Annotated in this window: 15 protein-coding genes and 1 pseudogene; 5 read left to right on the top strand and 11 right to left on the bottom strand. The window is 71.0% G+C overall.

All coding sequences use genetic code 11. From position 1 onward, the window contains the following. Positions 1 to 149: 149 nt before the first annotated feature. Positions 150 to 425 (bottom strand): annotated as a pseudogene (locus D5S19_RS19830) (glutamine synthetase); the annotation flags it as partial. A 499-nt stretch (positions 426 to 924) separates the two neighbouring features. Here D5S19_RS19830 and D5S19_RS19825 point away from each other — a divergent pair. Then, on the top strand, positions 925 to 1,104 hold the full coding sequence (locus D5S19_RS19825) for a DUF7455 domain-containing protein (protein WP_037358805.1): 180 nt from the start codon (positions 925 to 927) through the stop codon (positions 1,102 to 1,104). A 171-nt stretch (positions 1,105 to 1,275) separates the two neighbouring features. On the opposite strand, the gene D5S19_RS19820 is transcribed toward D5S19_RS19825, so the two are convergent. The 5 genes from D5S19_RS19820 to D5S19_RS19800 form a co-directional block, all read right to left on the bottom strand. After that, on the bottom strand, positions 1,276 to 2,445 hold the full coding sequence (locus D5S19_RS19820; protein WP_199730587.1) for an ROK family transcriptional regulator: 1,170 nt from the start codon (positions 2,443 to 2,445) through the stop codon (positions 1,276 to 1,278). A 22-nt stretch (positions 2,446 to 2,467) separates the two neighbouring features. After that, complete coding sequence (locus tag D5S19_RS19815) at positions 2,468 to 3,901, bottom strand: sugar ABC transporter permease (RefSeq protein WP_120024836.1); 1,434 nt, start codon at positions 3,899 to 3,901, stop codon at positions 2,468 to 2,470. A 23-nt stretch (positions 3,902 to 3,924) separates the two neighbouring features. Further along, a complete protein-coding gene (locus D5S19_RS19810) occupies positions 3,925 to 4,698 on the bottom strand; it encodes an ATP-binding cassette domain-containing protein (RefSeq protein ID WP_120024835.1) in 774 nt (257 codons plus the stop codon). A 95-nt stretch (positions 4,699 to 4,793) separates the two neighbouring features. Continuing rightward, positions 4,794 to 5,930: a sugar ABC transporter substrate-binding protein gene (locus D5S19_RS19805; protein ID WP_120024834.1), complete on the bottom strand. Its 1,137-nt coding sequence runs from the start codon at positions 5,928 to 5,930 to the stop codon at positions 4,794 to 4,796. 346 nt (positions 5,931 to 6,276) lie between these two features. Further along, positions 6,277 to 8,025 carry a DEAD/DEAH box helicase gene (locus tag D5S19_RS19800; RefSeq protein ID WP_120024844.1) on the bottom strand — a complete coding sequence of 583 codons (1,749 nt, stop codon included), beginning with the start codon at positions 8,023 to 8,025 and terminating at the stop codon, positions 6,277 to 6,279. 1,015 nt (positions 8,026 to 9,040) lie between these two features. Between D5S19_RS19800 and D5S19_RS19795 the strand changes: the two genes are divergently transcribed. Continuing rightward, positions 9,041 to 10,126, top strand: coding sequence for a YihY/virulence factor BrkB family protein (locus D5S19_RS19795; RefSeq protein WP_120024833.1), 1,086 nt, complete (start codon positions 9,041 to 9,043; stop codon positions 10,124 to 10,126). A gap of 9 nt (positions 10,127 to 10,135) precedes the next feature. Here D5S19_RS19795 and D5S19_RS19790 read toward each other — a convergent pair whose 3' ends face one another. Continuing rightward, positions 10,136 to 10,972 (bottom strand): hypothetical protein, encoded by an 837-nt coding sequence (locus D5S19_RS19790; protein WP_120024832.1) that lies wholly within the window; start codon positions 10,970 to 10,972, stop codon positions 10,136 to 10,138. 118 nt (positions 10,973 to 11,090) lie between these two features. After that, entirely contained in the window at positions 11,091 to 11,333 is a 243-nt protein-coding gene (locus D5S19_RS19785) for a DUF3039 domain-containing protein (protein WP_098509280.1), read from the bottom strand. Between the two features lie 94 nt (positions 11,334 to 11,427). Between D5S19_RS19785 and D5S19_RS19780 the strand changes: the two genes are divergently transcribed. Together D5S19_RS19780 and D5S19_RS19775 are read left to right on the top strand one after the other, a co-directional pair. Next, the gene (locus D5S19_RS19780; RefSeq protein WP_120024842.1) at positions 11,428 to 12,339 is read left to right on the top strand and encodes a pseudouridine-5'-phosphate glycosidase; all 912 of its coding nucleotides are present in this window, start codon (positions 11,428 to 11,430) and stop codon (positions 12,337 to 12,339) included. Continuing rightward, on the top strand, positions 12,336 to 13,217 hold the full coding sequence (locus D5S19_RS19775; protein ID WP_199730586.1) for a carbohydrate kinase family protein: 882 nt from the start codon (positions 12,336 to 12,338) through the stop codon (positions 13,215 to 13,217). The genes D5S19_RS19780 and D5S19_RS19775 overlap by 4 nt, the downstream gene beginning before the upstream one ends. 43 nt (positions 13,218 to 13,260) lie before the next feature. Here D5S19_RS19775 and D5S19_RS19770 read toward each other — a convergent pair whose 3' ends face one another. Further along, positions 13,261 to 13,947: a TetR/AcrR family transcriptional regulator gene (locus D5S19_RS19770; RefSeq protein WP_120024831.1), complete on the bottom strand. Its 687-nt coding sequence runs from the start codon at positions 13,945 to 13,947 to the stop codon at positions 13,261 to 13,263. Positions 13,948 to 14,031: 84 nt separating this feature from the next. Here D5S19_RS19770 and D5S19_RS19765 point away from each other — a divergent pair, with 84 nt between their 5' ends. After that, complete coding sequence (locus tag D5S19_RS19765; RefSeq protein ID WP_120024830.1) at positions 14,032 to 16,089, top strand: prolyl oligopeptidase family serine peptidase; 2,058 nt, start codon at positions 14,032 to 14,034, stop codon at positions 16,087 to 16,089. Positions 16,090 to 16,107: 18 nt separating this feature from the next. On the opposite strand, the gene D5S19_RS19760 is transcribed toward D5S19_RS19765, so the two are convergent. Both D5S19_RS19760 and D5S19_RS19755 read right to left on the bottom strand, forming a co-directional pair. Next, the gene (locus D5S19_RS19760) at positions 16,108 to 16,452 is read right to left on the bottom strand and encodes a DUF3099 domain-containing protein (protein WP_120024829.1); all 345 of its coding nucleotides are present in this window, start codon (positions 16,450 to 16,452) and stop codon (positions 16,108 to 16,110) included. A gap of 24 nt (positions 16,453 to 16,476) precedes the next feature. Further along, on the bottom strand, positions 16,477 to 17,742 hold the full coding sequence (locus D5S19_RS19755; RefSeq protein ID WP_120024828.1) for an amidohydrolase: 1,266 nt from the start codon (positions 17,740 to 17,742) through the stop codon (positions 16,477 to 16,479). Positions 17,743 to 17,750 lie beyond the last annotated feature (8 nt).

Here is a 17,750-nt window from a genome sequence, read left to right as displayed (position 1 = left end):
CGCATGCAGCGGCCGGCCAGCACTCATCCCACAGCCGACCCCGATCCAAGCCCGGCTACTCGACCTCCTTGCGGTCGACCCCACCCAACCGCCATGATCAACAAATCCGGAGTTCCCGGGTCCGCCCGCCATCACTCATGTGCGAAACACCCGGCTAGCCGCCGGAGCCGCTCGACGACCGGGACGAGCCGATGGTCCCCGGACGGGGTCGAGAGACCGGCGTGCGCGTAGGTGATCGCGTCGTGGCTGTCGAACACGGCGAACAGCGTGGTCGCGCCGACCCCGCGCACCGCCGCGTCGGCCAGCCCGGCGACCGGCACGATCCGTGACCGGGGGATGCCGTTGTTGTCCGCCCAGGCCAGATGGACGCCGCCGACTCCCGCCGCGGCCAGATCCTTCGCCGCCGCCGACGCCGCCTTGGTCATGGTGTGCTCCCTTCGTCACTGTCAGTATTCCGGTCCGGCGCCGGGCGATCCGATCGGCCCTCCCGGCCGGATTCCGGGCCACCGTGGCGAAGAACACACTCCGCCCGGATCCGCTTGCCCGGAAACCCCGGCCACGAGGACCGGACCGGCAGACCCGGAAAAATTCCGCTGAGAACGAACAAGACCCGCGCCGGAATCACGTCGCCGCGTTTCCCCGGCCACCCGAAATCCTCCCCTGCATAGGGTTTGACCACGCAAAATGTCCGGCATTGGGTGGGGTGGAGCAGTGCCCGGCACCGGGCGCTACGGCAACCGGGGTAATTCGGCGTGACACACCTCCCACCGGCGCGGGAACACTTGCGGGCAGCGAAACGTCTGCAAGAGTGGAAGCACGAACACCGCGGAGCCGGAAGCGATCCCGCCGAAGGCAGTCTTTCCGAAGTGGGCGTAGCTGGATCGAGGTACCGGGCGACCGGTACCGGGACGGAGGGAGACCCCCATGACAACGCCGACGCTCACCCGCCCCGAATTGACCGCCGCCGACCGTTGCGACCGGTGTGGAGCAGCAGCTCAGGTCCGCGCCGTACTCAGCTCCGGAGGCGAACTGCTCTTCTGCGGCCACCACGCCCGCGAACACGAGGCGAAGCTCAAGGAGCTCGCGGCAGAGATCCAGAAGTAACCGACGACCCGAACTTCCGTCCCGGAGGCGGCAGGTGCCCAGCGCACCTGCCGCCTCCGGCCGTTTCGGCGCCCGCACCGCCCGTCGCCGCCGGTGCAGGGCTGTGAAGGGACCCTTCACAGCCCCAGCGTCCGTGAAGGTTCCCTTCACAGCCCATCGGTGAGCCGGGGCTCAGACCGTGTCGAGGACGGTCTCGAAGGCGACTTCCGCGGCGCCGAGGAGCTTCACGTCCGCGCCCAGGACCGAGCTGACGATCCGGGTCCCGCCGACCGCCCGGCTCACCAGGCTGCGCCGCCGGACCTCCTCGGCGACGACCCGGATCACCGCTTCCGGCAGCACGGTCAGCAGGTCCCCCAGCACGACCAGCTGCGGGCCCAGCAGGTTCACCACGTTCACCAGCCCGAGAGTCAGCCACTCGGTGAACTCCGCGAGCCGCTCCAGCGCCGCTTCCGGATCACGGGCCAGTTCCCGCAGTTCCACCAGGATCGCGCCCCGGGCGATGCCCTCGGGCAGGCCCAAAGCGCGGCACAGCGCGGCTTCCCCGATCTCGGTCTCCCAGCATCCGCTGTTGCCGCAGTAGCACGGCCGCCCGCCGGGACGGATCACCATGTGCCCGATCTCCCCGAAGTAGCCCGCGCCGCCGCTGAGCGACGAGCCCTGTGCGATCACGCCGCCGCCCACGCCGACGTCGGCGGAGACGTACACCGCGTCGGACGAGCCGCGAGCGACGCCGCGCAGGTGCTCCGCGAGCGCGCCCAGCTCGGCGTCGTTGCCGACCAGGATGGGGATACGCAGCACGCCACCAAGGCGTTCGCCCAGAGCGACGTCGGTCCAGCGCAGGTTGGGTGCCTCGTGCACGTGCCCGTCCGCGCGGCGGACGACGCCGGGCACCGAGATGCCGGCGGCCACCGGGTCCACGCCGAGATCGGCGGCGAGCACCCGGGTCGACTCGATCACGTGCGTGATCACCTCGTCCGCGGTGCGGGTGGGCGTGCGCAGATGCCAGCTGTCCCGGACCAGGATCTGCCCGCCCAGCCCGACCAGCGCCATCGCCACGTGCTCGACCTGCAGGTCGACCGCGAGCACCACCGCGGCGTGCGGCTGCGGCAGGACCAGGAGCGAGGGGCGCCCGGCCCCCCGCCCCGGCCGGGGCACCCGCTCCTCGACGACGCCCGCCTCGGCGAGCCCGTCCACGAGGGTCTTGATCGTGCTGCGGTTGAGCCCGAGTTCGGTGGCCAGCGCGGCCCGCGTGCTCGGGCCACCGACGTGCAACAGCCGCAGCAGGGTCGTGCGGTTGTGCCGGCGCACCTCGTCCGGGCGGGCGACGGGCGAGCTGCTCACCAGGCTATCTTCCCATCGGCCCTCAGCGTGCCGACGCCTCGGCTCGCCGCCGGGACAACGCGTCGACGGTCGCGGCCAGCATCAGCACCAGGCCGGTCACGATGTTGACCACCGCGGCCGACTGCTGCAACAGGCCGAGCCCGTTGTTCACGATGGCCAGCACGGCACCACCGATCACCGCGTCGATGACCCGGCCCTTGCCGCCGAACAGCGAGGTCCCGCCGATCACCGCCGCGCCGACCGCGAACAGCAGCGTGTTCAGGCCACCGGACTGCGGGTTCACCGCGCCGATCTTCGACGAGTACACGATCGCGCCGATCGCGGCGAACGACGAGCTGATCACGAACACGCTCGTGCGCAGCTTCGGCACGTTGATCCCGGCCCGCCGGGCAGCTTCCTTGTTGCCGCCCACCGCATACAGGTGCCGCCCGTACTTGGTCCGGTTGAGCACGTAGGTGCCCGCGAACAGCAGCACCAGCACGATCGGCACCACATACGGCACGCCCTGGATGCTCACCTGGTCGTTGGACGAGCGGTTCACCGTGAGCAGGTAGGTCGAGACCGCGGCGAGCACCGCGAGCACACCGACCTTGAACACCACGATCGGCGTCGGCTGCACCACCAGCCCACGCCGCTGCCGGGTGAAGTGCTGCCCGAGCGCGATGACCGCATACCCGCCGACCGCCACGACGAACAGCACCCAGCTGCCTGTCACGGACAGGTTTCCGTTGGCCACCGCGTTGAGCGTGTCGCTGGTGCTGATCGGCAGCGTGCCGCCTTCGCCGATGAACTGCAGCAGTACGCCTTGCCACACAATGAACAACGCCAGCGTCACCACGAACGAGGGCATGCCGATCTTCGAGACCAGGAACCCGGTGATACAGCCGATCGCCGTCCCGGTGCAGATCGCGATCGCCATCTCGACCCAGGCGTTCACCGGGGCGCCGATCAGGATGATCACGATGCCGATCACCGAGATGACCGCACCGGCCCAGATTCGTTGCAGCAGCGCGAGTCCCGCCGCGATCACGAGCACCACGATGAAGGTGATGAACACCCCGGTGCCCATGGAGCCGAGCAGATTCCCGTTACGCACGTAGTGCAGGGCCATCAGCCCGGCACACACGCCCGAGGCAGTACCGGCGGAAAGGTCGATCTCGCCGAGCAGCAGCACGAACACGATGCCCATCGCGATGATGGTCTGCCCGGCGCCCTGTTCGAGCAGGTTCGCGATGTTGCGCAGGGTGAAGAAGTCCCCGGACAGCGCGCTGAACAGGATCGCCAGCACGATCACGCCCAGCACGGCCGGGATGGAGCCGAGCTGGCCGTCCTTCATTCGGGCGAAGTAGTCCTTGATGGCCTCACCGGTGGACATCGAGGTCGTGTCGATGCCGAAGTCGGTGATGGCGCCGCTGCCCGCCTCCGGGTTCGCCGGCTTCGCAGGGGTTTCAGTCATGGCAGGTTCTTTCTCGTGGCTGCTCACAGCGCGACGGCTTCGGGGCGGGCGAGGCCGAGGTCGCCCGACCGGCCCGCGGTGATGAGTTCGACGATCTGGCTGTGCGTCACGTCCTTGGTCAGCACCTCGGCCACCAGCCTGCCCAGGTACAGCACGTCGATCCGGTCCGCGACCTCGAACACGTCGGCCATGTTGTGGCTGATCAGCACCACGCCCAGGCCCTGCTCGGCGAGCCGGCGGACCAGATCGAGCACCTGCCGGGTCTGCGCCACGCCGAGCGCCGCGGTCGGCTCGTCCAGGATCACGACCTTGCTGTTCCACAGCACCGATTTCGCGATCGCCACGGTCTGGCGCTGACCGCCCGAGAGCGCGGAGACCGGGGTGCGCACGGACTTCACCGTGCGCACCGAGAGGGAGGCCAGCGTCTCGCGGGCGGCCTTCTCCATCGCGGCCTCGTCCAGCAGCCAGGAGCTGCCGCGTTCCCGGCCGAGGAACATGTTCTGCACGATGTCGAGGTTGTCGGCCAGCGCGAGATCCTGGTAGACGACCTCGATGCCGAGTTCCGAGGCGTCCTTGGGGCCGTGGATGTGCACTTGCTTGCCGCCGAAGGTCACCGTGCCGGTGTCGTACGGGTGGATACCGGCGATGCATTTGACCAAAGTGGACTTGCCGGCCCCGTTGTCGCCGACGAGCGCGGTCACTTCGCCCGCGCGCACCGCGAAGTCCACGTCGTGCAGGACGTGAACCGGGCCGAAGCTCTTGTTCAGGCCGGAGATGTCGAGAATGGGCTCGCTCATGGTTCGCTTGTCTCTCCCGTGGGGACCGGGCCGGGACGCGTGGTCGGGGGTACGCGCGTCCCGGCCCGGCTGTCTAGGGTGCTCCCGGGTCCGGCTCAGGAGATGCCGTACTGGGTGCACTTGGCGGCGACGTCACCGGTGCACACATCCGAGGCCTTCACGTAGCCGGCCTGGATGACCTTCTTGACATCGTTGACGGTGATCAGCTGCGGGGCCAGCAGCACCGACTTGATGTCGCGGTTGTTCTTCGGGTCGTGCAGCGTGCCGGTCGCGATCTTGTCCGCCGCGGCGGTGTCGTTCTTGGCCAGCGCCGCCGCCAGCTTCGCGGTGTTCTCGGCCTCTTCCTTGATCGGCTTGAAGATGGTCAGCAGCTGGTCGCCGCGCAGGATGGCCTGCAGCCCGGCCGCGGTCGAGTCCTGGCCGGTGACCGGGACCTTGCCGTTGAGGCCGTTCTTCTTCAGCACGGTGATCACCGCGCCGGCCAGCTCGTCGTTCGCCGCGACCACGCCGTCGACCTTGCCGCCGGCCCGGCTGAAGATCTGCTCGAAGGTCTGGCCGCCGACCTGCGGGTCCCAGTCGTTGATCGGCTGCTTCTGGACCAGCTTGAGCGCGCCGGAGTCGTACAGCGGCTTGAGGATCTTGTCGTGCCCGTCGCCGAACAGGGTCGCGTTGTTGTCCGTCGGCGCGCCCTCGATCTGCACGACGCCGGCGCCCGGCTTGCTCTTCAGGGCGTCGGCCAGGCCCTGGGCCTGCAGTTCGCCGACCTTCTCGTTGTCGAAGGAGACGTAGTAGTTCGCCGAACCGCCGAGGCTGGGCCGGTCGTAGTCGATGACCGGGATGCCCGCGGCCTTCGCCTTGGCCTCGATCTGCGCACCGACCGCCGGATCCGAGGGCGCGATGATCAGGACCTTGACGCCCTGGCTGATGAACCCGTCGGCGAGCGAGGAGAACTTCTGGTTGTCGCCCTGCGCGTTCTGGATGTCCGAGCTGAAGCCCTGCGCGGACAGCGCGGCCTGCAGCATCGGCTTGTCGAAGGCCTCCCAGCGGGCCGAGGTGGCCGTCTCCGGCAGGATCACGCCGACCTTGCCACTGGCCCCGCCACCGGCCGGGGCCGGCGCGGACGAGGAGCTGCTCCCCGAGCTCCCGGAGTTCGAGCTGTTCGCACCGCACGCGGTCAGCGCCAGACCGGCGCTCACCGTGGCGGCGAGGAGGGTAATGGTTCTGCTGCGCATCCTCGTTCCTTCCGGATCAAGCTCGCGCAGCGGCGTTCCGGAACCAACCGGCGCACCGTCGCGCATATGTTGTGGACGACAACATATGACTCCGGAGGGCTGCAGGGAAGACGGCGGGATCGACGAACCGACACCTTAAGGACACGGTTCGGCAACGTAGGCCGAAAATGTGACCGACTCTGACGGCGTGGTCCGGACCACTGACCCAGGGTAACCGGACTTGACCGTTCTCCCCCAGGACGAGCGACCGGCCCGGACCCGGGCGATACCCCGCGTGATCGCGGGGCCGCCCCGGCCGGGCCGGTCGGCTGGCGTGGCCCGGGATTTCGCCGGGCACGGAGGGGACCTACCAGGAGCGCAGGGTGACGATCCGTTCCTCGATCTGTTCCATGGTGGCCATCGCGGTGGGCGGGCCGCCGCACACCCGGCGCAGCTCGTTGTGGATCGCGCCGTGCGGCTTCTTCGTGCGGTGGTGGTAGACGCCGACGAGGGCGTTCAGCTCCTTGCGCAGCGCGCCGAGCCGTTCGCTGACCGACTGCGGCCGGGCGGCCGGGGCGGGCCGCTCGGGCTCGGCGGGCCGGCGCCGCTTCTCGTCGGAAAGCTGCTCCTCCTGCCGTTTGCGCAGCAGCGCGCGCACCTGGTCGGGCTCCAGCAGGCCGGGCAGGCCCAGGTACTCCTGCTCCTCCTCGGACCCGGAGAACACCGCGGTGCCGAACGAGTTGCCGTCGTAGATCACCTGGTCCAGCTCGGCCGAGGCGCCGAGCGAGGTGAACGCCTTCTCCTCCTCGCCCGGTTCGTCCTCGGTCCGGTTGGCCTGGGCGAGCAGCTCGTCCTCCCAGCCCTCCTTCTCCCGGTGCGGTTTGCCGAGCACGTGGTCACGCTGGGCCTCCAGCTCACTGGCCAGCTCCAGCAGCACGGGCACGCTGGGCAGGAACACGCTCGCCGTCTCGCCCTTGCGCCGGGCCCGCACGTAGCGGCCAATCGCCTGCGCGAAGAACAGCGGGGTGGACGCGCTGGTGGCGTAGACCCCGACGGCCAGCCGCGGCACGTCGACGCCCTCGGACACCATCCGGACCGCGACGATCCAGCGTTCGTTCGTCTCGGAGAACTCCTTGATCCGGCCCGAGGCCTTCGGATCGTCGGACAGCACGAGGGTGGGCATCTCCCCGGAGATGCGCTGCAGGATCTTGGCGTACGCGCGCGCGGACTCCTGATCGGTGGCGATGACCAGGCCGCCCGCGTCCGGCACGCCCTGGCGGACCTGGGTCAGCCGGGTGTCGGCGGCCTGCAGCACCGCGGGCACCCACTCGCCCGACGGATCCAGGGCGGTGCGCCAGGCGCGGGCGTTCTGCTCCGCGGTCAACGGCTCCCCGAGCCGGGCGGTGAACTCCTCCCCCGCGCTGGTGCGCCAGGACGCCTCGCCGGAGTAGGCGAGGAACACCACCGGCCGGACCACGCCGTCGGCGAGCGCGTCGGAGTAGCCGTAGGAGTGGTCGGCCTTGCTGCGCTGGAACCCGCCCGCGTCCGGTTCGTAGGTGACGAACGGAATCGCGGAATCGTCGCTGCGGAACGGCGTGCCGGTGAGCGCGAGCCGGCGCACCGCGGGCGTGAACGCCTCGCGCACCGCGTCGCCCCAGGACTTCGCGTCGCCGCCGTGGTGGATCTCGTCGAGGATCACCAGCGTCTTGCGGTTCTCGGTGCGCACCCGGTGCAGCGTGGGGTGCGCGGCCACCTGCGCGTAGGTCACCGCGACCCCGGTGTAGTCGCGCGAGGTGACCCCGGTGGTGTTGCGGAAGTTCGAGTCGATCGCGATGCCGGCCGCGGCGGCCGCGCTCGCCCACTGGTGCTTGAGATGCTCGGTGGGCGTGACGATGGTGACGGCCTCGATCGTCCGGTCCGACAGCAGCTCGGCGGCGATCCGGAGGCCGAACACGGTCTTGCCGGCCCCGGGCGTGGCCACCGCCAGGAAGTCCTTCGGCTTGCGGGTCAGGTACTTCGTGAGCGCGCGGCGCTGCCAGGCGCGCAACGGGCGCGCGGTGCTGTCCTGCCCGGCAGGCGGTGCCCCGAGGACCCCCTGGGTCGTCGTCTCGGACAAAGCTCGGCTCACCCCCTCCTCCGGCCACGCGTTGCGGCCGTGACGTGCGAAAACCCCCACGCCGGCACCGGCTTCGGCGCCGGCGGCCACGATGAGGGCACGCCGGTCAGCTTACCTTCCGGCGCGGCCGGCACCCGGCAGCGGCACGGCCGGGGTCAGCCGCCCCCGCACGCCGCGCACGGGGCGGTGAGCCGAACGCCCGTCCATGGACCATGCTGGAACCACGATGGGTGAGGTGGAACCGGACACCGGCAGGACGACGGCGCGCGAGGCACCGCCGGATCCGCCCCTGCCCGGCACCGGGCGGGCGGAGACTCCGGCTCCCGAGGGCGACGCGCCAGGCGACCGGCCTGCGCCAGACCGGCCTGTGCGATCCGGCGATCGGCCCGCGAACGGCCAGGTCCCCGACGACCCGGCCAACGGCAATCCCGGGACAGCAACCCCGCCCGCACAAGGCGAGGCCCTGAGCAGCCCGACCGCCGACCCGGCCACACTCGCGCCCAGCGAAGTGGCAGCACCCGGCGACCGGCCTGCCGTGACCCGGCCCGCGAACAGCCGGACTGCCGGCCCGAGCAGCGAGCCGACCCGATCTGCGCACAGCACGGCTACGCCACCCGGCGACCGGCCCGCAGCAACCCCGCCCGAGAGCGGCCCGATCCCCGCCGACCCGACCAGCGAACACCCCGGGACAGCAACCCCACCCCCGCCCGGCCACCCCTCCTCCGGCCATCTCGAACCACCGCCGCCCACCCGGGCCCCTGCGGCCCCGTCCAGCCGGCCCGCACCAACCCCGCCGCCGACCGGCCCGCCAGCACCGAACCCACCCACCGGCGGCCCGGCCACCGCTCCCCCGGCGGCTCACCACCCGTCGCCGCCCGCCGCTGCGATGCACGGCCCGTCCGGCGCGGGGCGGGTCGTGGAAGACTCGGGTTCGGGCGGTTTCTCCGCGGCGGGCCTTTCGCCCGGAATTCCGCCCGCACCCGACCCGAATCCGAGGACCCCGTCCGGAACCACCGTGCCCGAGAACCCCGCACCCGGTGCCCCGCCACCGGAACCGCCACCCGCGCCGCCGGCGAAGCCGCCGCGCAAGGGGCCTTGGCGGCTCCTCACCCGCACCCTCGCGAAGGCCTGGGAAGGCAACATCTTCTCCGAAGGCGCCGAGGCCGCCTTCTGGCAGACGCTCTCGCTGCCGCCACTGCTGCTCGGGCTGCTGGGCAGTCTCGGGTTCGTCGGCGAGTGGTTCGGCCATGGCGTGGTCAACGCCGTGCACGATCGGATCATCGCCTTCTGTCGCACCATTTTCAGCCAGAACGCGGTGCAGGAGATCATCGAGCCGACGGTGAACAGCATCCTCACCGTCGGCAAGGGCGAGATCGTCTCGGTGGGGTTCGTGATATCGCTGTGGGCGGGATCCTCGGCGATGTCGTCGTTCGTCGACGCGATCACCGTGGCGCACGATCAGTACGGCGTGCGCAACGAGGTGTGGCAGCGGATCTTCGCGTTGCTGCTGTATCTCGCCGGGCTGATCGTGCTGGTGGTCGGGCTGCCGCTGCTGGCGATCGGGCCGGATCTGCTGCCGGAGTTCTTCCCGGTGACCTGGCGGCCCACGGTCGCCTCCTGGGTGGGCACGCTCTACTTCCCGGTCCTCGGGGTGATGATCGTGCTGGCGCTGACCACGCTGTACAAGCTCGCGCTGCCGCGGCGGCTGCCCTGGCACCGCGGGCTGCCCGGCGCGATCCTGGCCATGCTGGTGTTCCTGATCGCCAGTATCGGGCTGCGCATCTATCTCAACTGGATCACCAAGACCGGCTACACCTACGGCGCGCTGGCCGCCCCGATCGCTTTCCTGCTGCTGATGTTCTTCATCGGCCTCGCGGTGGTCGGCGGTGCCTACTTCAACAGCGCGATCCAGGAGCTGTGGCCGGCCAAGCCGACCCGCCGGCAGCGCCGCAAGTGGCGCCGGCTGGAGATGGTCCGGGCCAGCGAGCGGATGCACGCCGAGGACGGCCGCAGCCGGTGGGAGCGCACCACGATCCCGTTGCGCCGCCCCGAACCGGAGGGTGACGGGCACGAGGGCGAGAAGCCGCCGCGCCCGTCGTGAGCGCCTCACTCACCGGTGCAAGCGCCAGGTCTTGCTGTCCACGGCCGCGCAGACGCCGGGCGAGACGACCACGACCCGCAGGGTGCCGTCGCGCTCGTCGAAGTCGATGCCTTCGGTTTCGAAGTTCCCGCTGCAGCCGCTTTCCAGCGGCAGCCGGCCCAGCGAGGTCACGTGCCCGGTCACGTCGGAACCCGGCAGCGCGCCGCCGAGATCGACCTGCAGCAGCGGTTTGGTGGTGCCGAAGAGGCTGCCGTCCGGATCGTCGGACGAGCACATCAGCTGCCTGTCCGAGGTGAAGTCACAGCCCTGCACGTCGCGCACCGGATGATCGAGCTTGACCGAGAAGGCGTAGGGCAGGTTCTTCCCGGGATCGGTTTCCGCGACGCCGGGCATCGGGTAGACGAGCAGCCGGTCCATCGTGCCCCACTCGCCGGACACCAGCCAGCGCGCGTCCGGGGACACCGCGGCGAACGAGTTGTTGTTCGCCTCCCACGATTCCAGGGCGTGCCGGTAGTCGGCACGGGTGCCCTCCGGCGACTCGACGCGGAAGAGCTTGGCGCCCCGGTCGTCGCGCTGGTAGGGCTCGACGTACCAGCCCTTCGCCGAGCCGGGGTCGCCGATGTGGTTCCAGCCCTGCACGGCGAGCCCGGCGTCGACGGTGCCGATCCCGGTGTAGCGGATGGACGTGCCCGAGGGCCGTTCGACGGTGGCCAGGCCCTGGCTCTCGTCGAGCGGGCGGGCCCGGTCCGAGCCTGCCGTGGTCCATCCCGTGACGGCCCCGGCCGCGCCGGGCAGCACGGCGGCGAACAGCATGACAAGGGAGAGGACGATCCCGGTTCTGCGCATCGGCACTCCGCAGGGAGGAGGGGGCTTCGATGCACAGCAGTGCTACCGGTCTTTCACCGGATGCGCAGCCCTCGGGTGAGAGATTTTCGCTTTCGGTCCGCAGGGCTGCCCTCGCGGCTCAGTCGTCCTTGCCGGGGCGCAGGCCCTTGTAGATCTTCTCGCAGGCCGGGCAGACCGGCGAACCCGGCTTCGGCGAGCGGGTCACCGGGAAGACCTCGCCGCACAGCGCCACCACGTGCGTGCCCATGACCGCGCTCTCCGCGATCTTGTTCTTGCGCACGTAGTGGAACATCTTCGGAGTGTCGTCGTCGGTCGACTCGGTGCTGTCGGTCTCCGGCTTGGTCAGCGTATCGGTGCTCACCCCTCCATCATGCCTCAGCGGCCCGGCTCCCGGAACGGGCGGCGGGAGCCGACCCGCCCGCGCCCGCGCCGCGGCGATCGCCGATGATCCGGTGGTGATCACACAGACTCCGCTGTTCCTGCACGACGAGGTCGCCTCGGCGTTGCGTGACGGTCATCCCGTCGTCGCGCTCGAGAGCACCATCCTCTCGCACGGCCTGCCGCACGGGCGCAACCTCGACGTCGGGCGACGGCTGGAGCGGGTGGTGCGCGAGAGCGGCGCGATCCCCGCCACCATCGCGGTGCTCGACGGGCGGGCAGTGATCGGCCTGTCCCCGGAGGAGCTGGCTCGCGTGTGCGCGCCCGGCGCGGGGCTGGAGAAGCTGTCGCTGCGCGACCTCGGCCCGGCCGCCGGTCTCGGCCGTTCCGGCGCGACCACGGTGGCCGCCACCTCCGCGCTGGCCGCCGCGGCCGGCATCGGCGTGTTCGCCACCGGCGGGCTGGGCGGGGTGCACCTCGGTGCCACGCACAGCTGGGACGTGTCCGCCGATCTGGGCGTGCTCGCGCAGGTGCCGACCGTGGTGGTGTGCTCCGGGGTCAAGTCCGTGCTGGACATCGCGGCCACGCTCCAGGTGCTGGAAACACGGTCGGTGCCGGTGCTCGGCTATCGCACGGACGACTTCCCGGCGTTCTACCTGCGTTCCTCGGGACATCCGGTCGGCTGGCGGGCGAACGACCCGCTGGAGGCCGCGGCGATGATCTCCGCGCACCGCGAGTTCGCGGATTCCGGGTTGCTGCTGGCCAATCCGATCCCGCCGGAGTCCGAAATGGACCGTGCGCTGCACGATCGGCTGCTGCGCGAGGGACTGGCCAAAGTGGACCGTGACGGGGTGCGGGGCGCGGACGTGACCCCGGTGCTGCTGGAGCACTTCCACACGGCCAGCGGCGGGGCGAGCATCGACGCGAACGAGGCGCTGGTGCTGTCCAACGCGAGGCTCGCCGCCGACGTGGCGGTGGCGCTGTCGTGACCGGCATCGTGGTGGTCGGCGACGCCGGCCTCGACGTGGTCGCCCGGCACGACCAGCCGCTCCCGCACGGCGGCGACGCCCGTGCCCGGATCCGGTTCACCGGGGGCGGCGCCGGCGCGAACACCGCGCTGTGGCTGCGTTCCCTCGGCGCGCACACCACGCTCGTGGCCCGCATCGGGGACGACTCGGGCGGCCGGCTGATCCGGGCCGAGCTGGAAGCGGCCGGTATCCGGTGCGCGTTCGCGACCGACCCGGAGGCGGCCACCTGCTGCGTGGTCGTGCTGGTCGACGGCAGCGGTCAGCGCAGCATGCTGGCCGACCGCGGGGCGAACAAGCGGTTCGCCCCCGAAGACGTCACGCCGGAGGCGCTGGCCGGGGCGAGTCATCTGCATCTGTCCGGGTACGTGCTGCTCGATCCGTCCTCGCGCCCGGCCGGGCTGGCCGCGCTCGCGGCGGCGAAGGAAGCCGGGCTGAGCACCTCGGTGGACCCGCAGGCGGCCGCGCACATCCGCGATCCGGCAGCGTTCCTCGCCGACATTCACGGCACGGATCTGCTGATGCCCAACACCGAGGAACTCGTGGCACTCACCGGTTCCGCCGATCCGCGGTCGGCGACCGGCATGCTCGGCACGGTCGGCGCGGTCGTGGTCACCGCCGGGCTGGACGGCGCCTGCTGGGTCGATCGCGACGGCGTCACCACGGTCCCGGCGATCGAGGCGGAATGCGTGGATTCGACCGGCGCGGGCGACGCGTTCGACGCCGGGGTGCTCACCGCCTGGCTGGCCGGCAAGTCCACAGTGGATGCACTGCGGGCGGGTACCCGTCTCGGCGCCCTCGCGGTCGGCCGCATCGGCCCGCAGCCCCCGGACACCCCCTGAAGCACTCGCCGGACAGGGAACCCCGGCAGGTCAGGGGTTCCCTTCACCGGCCGCCGGCCGCGCCCGGTTCGGCGCCGGGCCGGGACACCAGCTCCGCCTTGATGCCCGCCAGCGTGACACGCAGCAGCCGCCGCATTGTCGCTTCGAGGTCCCAGGTCTCCGAGTTCGCGTAGGCACTCGCCGCGAGCCCGGCCCCCGCTTTCTCCGCGATCGTCGCGAGCTGCCGCGTCTTGGCCCGTGCTTCCCGTTCCGCCTCGGCATCGCCGTTTTCGGCCCGGCCGCACTGCTGAACCACGGTGAGTACCAGCACCAGTGCCAGGACCGCGTCCTGCACGGTGAACCCGTGCGCGGTCAGCACCTGCAGCGCGTTCTCCATCGCCTGCACGCCCCCGGCGCGCTCGGTCGCCACCGCGGACAGCTCCAGGTCCCGCATGAAGGGGTACTGCCGGTAGATCCGCAGTGCCCGCATCGCGAAATCGGTCAGCCACTGCTCCCAGTCCCCGCTGTCGTTCACCGGCAGCAGGACCTCGTCGAACACCCGCGCGGCCAGCTCCTCGACCAGATCCTTGCGGCTGGGGAAGTAGTAGTACACGGTCGGCTCGGACACGCCGAGTTCCGCCGCGATGCCGGCCATCGTCCACTCGCCGTCCGTCTTCGCCCCGACCGCGTTCAGGATCGTCTCCGGACGTACCCGGGGCGGACGGCCCCGGCGGGCCGGTCTGCCGGTCATGAAATCCCCGTTCGCTCGGCTTTCCTGAGGAGGCTAACATTCGGGGCAGACTATTTCCTAGTTCACTCAGGAAAGGCTCCGCGCATGCCCGCCACCCGGGACTACCCCACCGCACCCCGCCGCCCCGAACAGCGGAAATACGGCTCCGTGCAGGTGATCGACGACTACACCTGGCTGGAGGAGGACAGCGCCGAGGCGCTGGCGTTCCAGCAGGCCCAGAACGACTTCACCCGGGCGCATCTGGCCAAGCTGCCGGCGCGGAAGGCGATCGCCGACATCGTCGAAGGGCTCGGCACCGCGAAAGAGACGGTCGTGGCCCCGACGCACGCGGGCGGACGCTGGTTCCGCCAGGCCTGGCCGGGCGGTTCGGACGTCCCCGCCTTGGAGGTCGCCGACACCCCGGACGGGCCCGGACGGGTGATCGCGGACATGCGGGAGCTGAGCCCCGACGAGCCGGCGGAGTTCTCCATCACCGCCCCGTCCCCGGACGGGCGAAAGTTCCTGTACGGCTGGGCGGGCGGCGGCCGGGAGCTGGAGAACTACCAGGTCATCGACGTCGATTCCGGCGAGATGCTGCTTGACGGCGTGCCGCAGGTGCGGCCCGGCTTCGCGGCCTGGCTGCCCGACTGCAGCGGCTTCTACTTCGCGGCCGCGGAGCCCGGCGACGACACGATGGCGATCCGGATCTATTTCCAGCGCCTCGGCGGACCGGCGCCGGAGCACGCCGAGGACCTCACCCTGCCGCATTCGTATTCGTGGCCGGTCACCTCGGCCGACGGCAGGCACATCGTGATCTACAGCAACCTCCTCAACCCGCGCCCGGCGTACTACCTGGACACCACCGGGGACCAGGGCTGGCAGCCGCTGCTGACCGACCCCGCCACGGACTGCATGCTGCAGGGTGAGATCCGGGGCGACCGGCTCATCGGCATCACCGATGACGGCGCACCGCGGCGGCGGCTCGTCTCGGTGCCACTGGCGACCGCGGCGGACAAGAAGACCTGGCGCGAGCTGATCCCGGAGACCGGCTCGGTCCTGGAAACGGTGCTCGACACCGGTGCGCACCTGGTGCTCTCGGACTACGCCGACACCTGCTCCCGGCTGCGGGTGATCGACGACGAGGGCTCGGTCGTGCGGGAGATCGCGCTGCCGGGCAAGGGACTCGTCAGCACGTTGCCGGGCTCGATGGCGCTCGCGGCGGTGTTCTCCCCGATGAACCGCGGCAAGGAGAACGAGATCGTGTTCCTCTTCTCCTCGTTGACGGCTTCGCCGGTGCTGTGCCGCGCGAACGTGACCACCGGCCGCACGCAGGAGCTGGGCCACCCGGCCATCCGGCTGGACGCCACGGTGACCGACGGCCTGGCCCCGAGCACCGGCGGCGCGCAGGTGCCCTACCACATCGTCCGCCCGGCCAACGCTCCCGAAGGCCCGCGCCCGACGCTCGTTTTCGGCTACGGCGGGTTCAGCGCGCCGGTGCTGGCCGGCTGGACGGGCGATCGGTTCGCGGCCTGGATCGCGGCGGGCGGCACGCTGGTGCTCATGCATCTGCGGGGCGGCGGCGAACTCGGCTCACAGTGGTGGCGAGACGGCCGGATGGAGAAGAAGCAGCACACCTTCGACGACGTCTACGCCGTGGCCGAGCAGCTCATCGCCGACGGTGTGACGACCCCCGCCCAGCTCGCGGTGCACGGCGCTTCGAACGGCGGCAGCATGGCGGCGGCCACCGCGGTGCAGCGCCCCGACCTGTTCCGCGCGGCCATTCCCGAGGTTCCGGTCACGGATGTGCTCGCCATCCGGCGGGACCCGCTCACGCTGATGATCGCGCTCATCGAATACGGCGACCCGGACGATGACACGCACGCGCAGTGGCTGGCCGCGTGGTCCCCGTTCCACAACGTGACCGACGGGGTGGCCTACCCGGCGATCCTGCTGGAGTCCGGGGCGAACGACCCGCGGTGCCCGGCCTGGCACAGCCGGAAGCTGGCGGCCCGGATGCAGGCCGCGTCAGCCTCGCCGCACCCGGTGCTGATGCGGGTCCGGGAGGATGCCGGGCACGGGGCGTCCGGGAAGAAGATGGCACAGCAGGTGGACATCGACATGCTCACGTTCCTCGCGGAGGAACTCGGCCTGGACCCGAAGTGACCGTGGCGAGCGGCGGCTTCAGCCGTCGATGACCCGGTGGTCGCGGCGCTCGATCTGCCCGGGCTCGCGCGCGAAGCGGTTCACCTTCTCCGCCTTGCGCGGCGGACGGTCGTTCGCGATGAGCACCGCGACCCAGGGCAGCGGAACGGAGATGATCAGGAAGGTCAGCGCCAGCCACCAGGTGTGGTAGGTCAGGCCGGCCAGGACCAGGCACGGAATACGGCAGACCATCATGGTCACGTACTTCCGCTTCCGGACGGCGAGCTGATCATCGTAGGACGGTTCGGCCCCGGTGATCAGGACCGCGGGCCGGTCCTGCGGTCCTTCGGCGTGCTCGTTCACGGCAGCACCTCCGGTCCTCATTCTCCCACTCGGGCCCGCCCGCCGTCACCGGGGCGGGTCGAACCGGGACAAAGCCGCCACGACCAGGCTTTCCACGCCCGCGCGCAGGGTCGGGTGCAGGATCGGGGCGAACCGCGGGGAGTGGTTCGAGGGCACGTCGCGCTCGAACCGGCCCTCGTTCAGCGCGGCGAGCACCTCGTCCCGGTCGTACCCGCCGACCAGCCAGAACACCGAGGGAACCCCGGCCGCGCGGCCGAACTCGCCGAAGTCCTCGCTGCCGGTGACCTGGGGCGCGGGCAGGGTGGCTTCGGCGCCGAAGTGCTCGCGGAACACCTCGGTCAGCGCGGCCGTCGCGGCTTCGTCGTTGTCGGTGACCGAGTAGGCACCGAGCAGCTCGATCGTGGGCGGCTTCGGCGCGCCCGCGGCGACGGCTTCCGCGTTGACGATCCGTTCGATGGCGGCATGTACCCGCTTCATCACCTCGTCGTCGAACGCGCGCGTGCTGATCTCCAGCACGGCGTTGTCCGCGATCACGTTGGGTGCGGTGCCGGCGTGCAACGAGCCCACGGTGAGCACGGCCGATTCGGTCGCCGCGATCTCCCGCGAAACCACTGTCTGCAGCTTCTGCACCACCGAAGCCGCCAGCACCACCGGGTCGACCGTGGACTCCGGGCGGGAGCCGTGACCACCACGGCCGTGCAGCGTGATCCGCAGGGTTTCGGAGGCGGCCATGATCACGCCCGGACGGGTGAACACCCAGCCGGCCGGGGCTGCCGAGACGTGCTGGCCGAACGCCACATCGGGGCGGCCGACGCGGTCGAAGAGGCCATCGTCGACCATCGCCTTGGCGCCGCTCTTGCCCTCTTCGGCGGGCTGGAACACGACGAGCAGCGTGCCCGACCAAGCCCCGCGATCCGCCGCCAGCAGACGCGCGGCACCGGAAAGCCACGTGACGTGCATGTCGTGCCCGCAGGCGCGCATCACCGGCACGTCGTTCCCGTCGTCGACGCCGCGCGCGGTGCTCGCATAGGGCAACCCGGTCTGTTCTTCGATCGGCAAGGCGTCCATGTCGGCGCGCAGGAGCACGGTGGGGCCTTCGCCGTTGCGCAGCACGCCGACCACGCCGGTGCCGCCGATCCCCGTGTGCACCTCGAATCCGTCCCCGGTCAGCCGCCGCGCGGCTTCGGCCGCCGTACGCTTTTCGGCGAACGCCAGCTCGGGATGCTGATGCAGGTCTTTGTACAACGCCTCCAGATCGGGGAGCGCTGCTTCAAGAGGGGCCAGGACACGGCGCGGGAGATCGTTCGTCACAGCCTCTA

Origin of the sequence: Amycolatopsis panacis (genome assembly GCF_003600245.1) — a bacterium.
GTDB classification, from domain to species: domain Bacteria; phylum Actinomycetota; class Actinomycetes; order Mycobacteriales; family Pseudonocardiaceae; genus Amycolatopsis; species Amycolatopsis sulphurea.
The sequence above is the reverse complement of the archived record's forward strand: the minus strand, read 5'-3'. Positions and strand labels throughout refer to the sequence as shown.

What these genes read in the sequence shown, in the direction of transcription:
- D5S19_RS19825 (WP_037358805.1), top strand. Translation starts at nt 925, where the DNA reads ATGACAACGCCGACGCTCACCCGCCCCGAATTGACCGCCGCCGACCGT.
- D5S19_RS19815 (WP_120024836.1), bottom strand. Translation starts at nt 3,901, where the DNA reads ATGACTGAAACCCCTGCGAAGCCGGCGAACCCGGAGGCGGGCAGCGGC.
- D5S19_RS19810 (WP_120024835.1), bottom strand. Translation starts at nt 4,698, where the DNA reads ATGAGCGAGCCCATTCTCGACATCTCCGGCCTGAACAAGAGCTTCGGC.
- D5S19_RS19805 (WP_120024834.1), bottom strand. Translation starts at nt 5,930, where the DNA reads ATGCGCAGCAGAACCATTACCCTCCTCGCCGCCACGGTGAGCGCCGGT.
- D5S19_RS19790 (WP_120024832.1), bottom strand. Translation starts at nt 10,972, where the DNA reads ATGCGCAGAACCGGGATCGTCCTCTCCCTTGTCATGCTGTTCGCCGCC.
- D5S19_RS19770 (WP_120024831.1), bottom strand. Translation starts at nt 13,947, where the DNA reads ATGACCGGCAGACCGGCCCGCCGGGGCCGTCCGCCCCGGGTACGTCCG.
- D5S19_RS19765 (WP_120024830.1), top strand. Translation starts at nt 14,032, where the DNA reads ATGCCCGCCACCCGGGACTACCCCACCGCACCCCGCCGCCCCGAACAG.
- D5S19_RS19760 (WP_120024829.1), bottom strand. Translation starts at nt 16,452, where the DNA reads ATGAGGACCGGAGGTGCTGCCGTGAACGAGCACGCCGAAGGACCGCAG.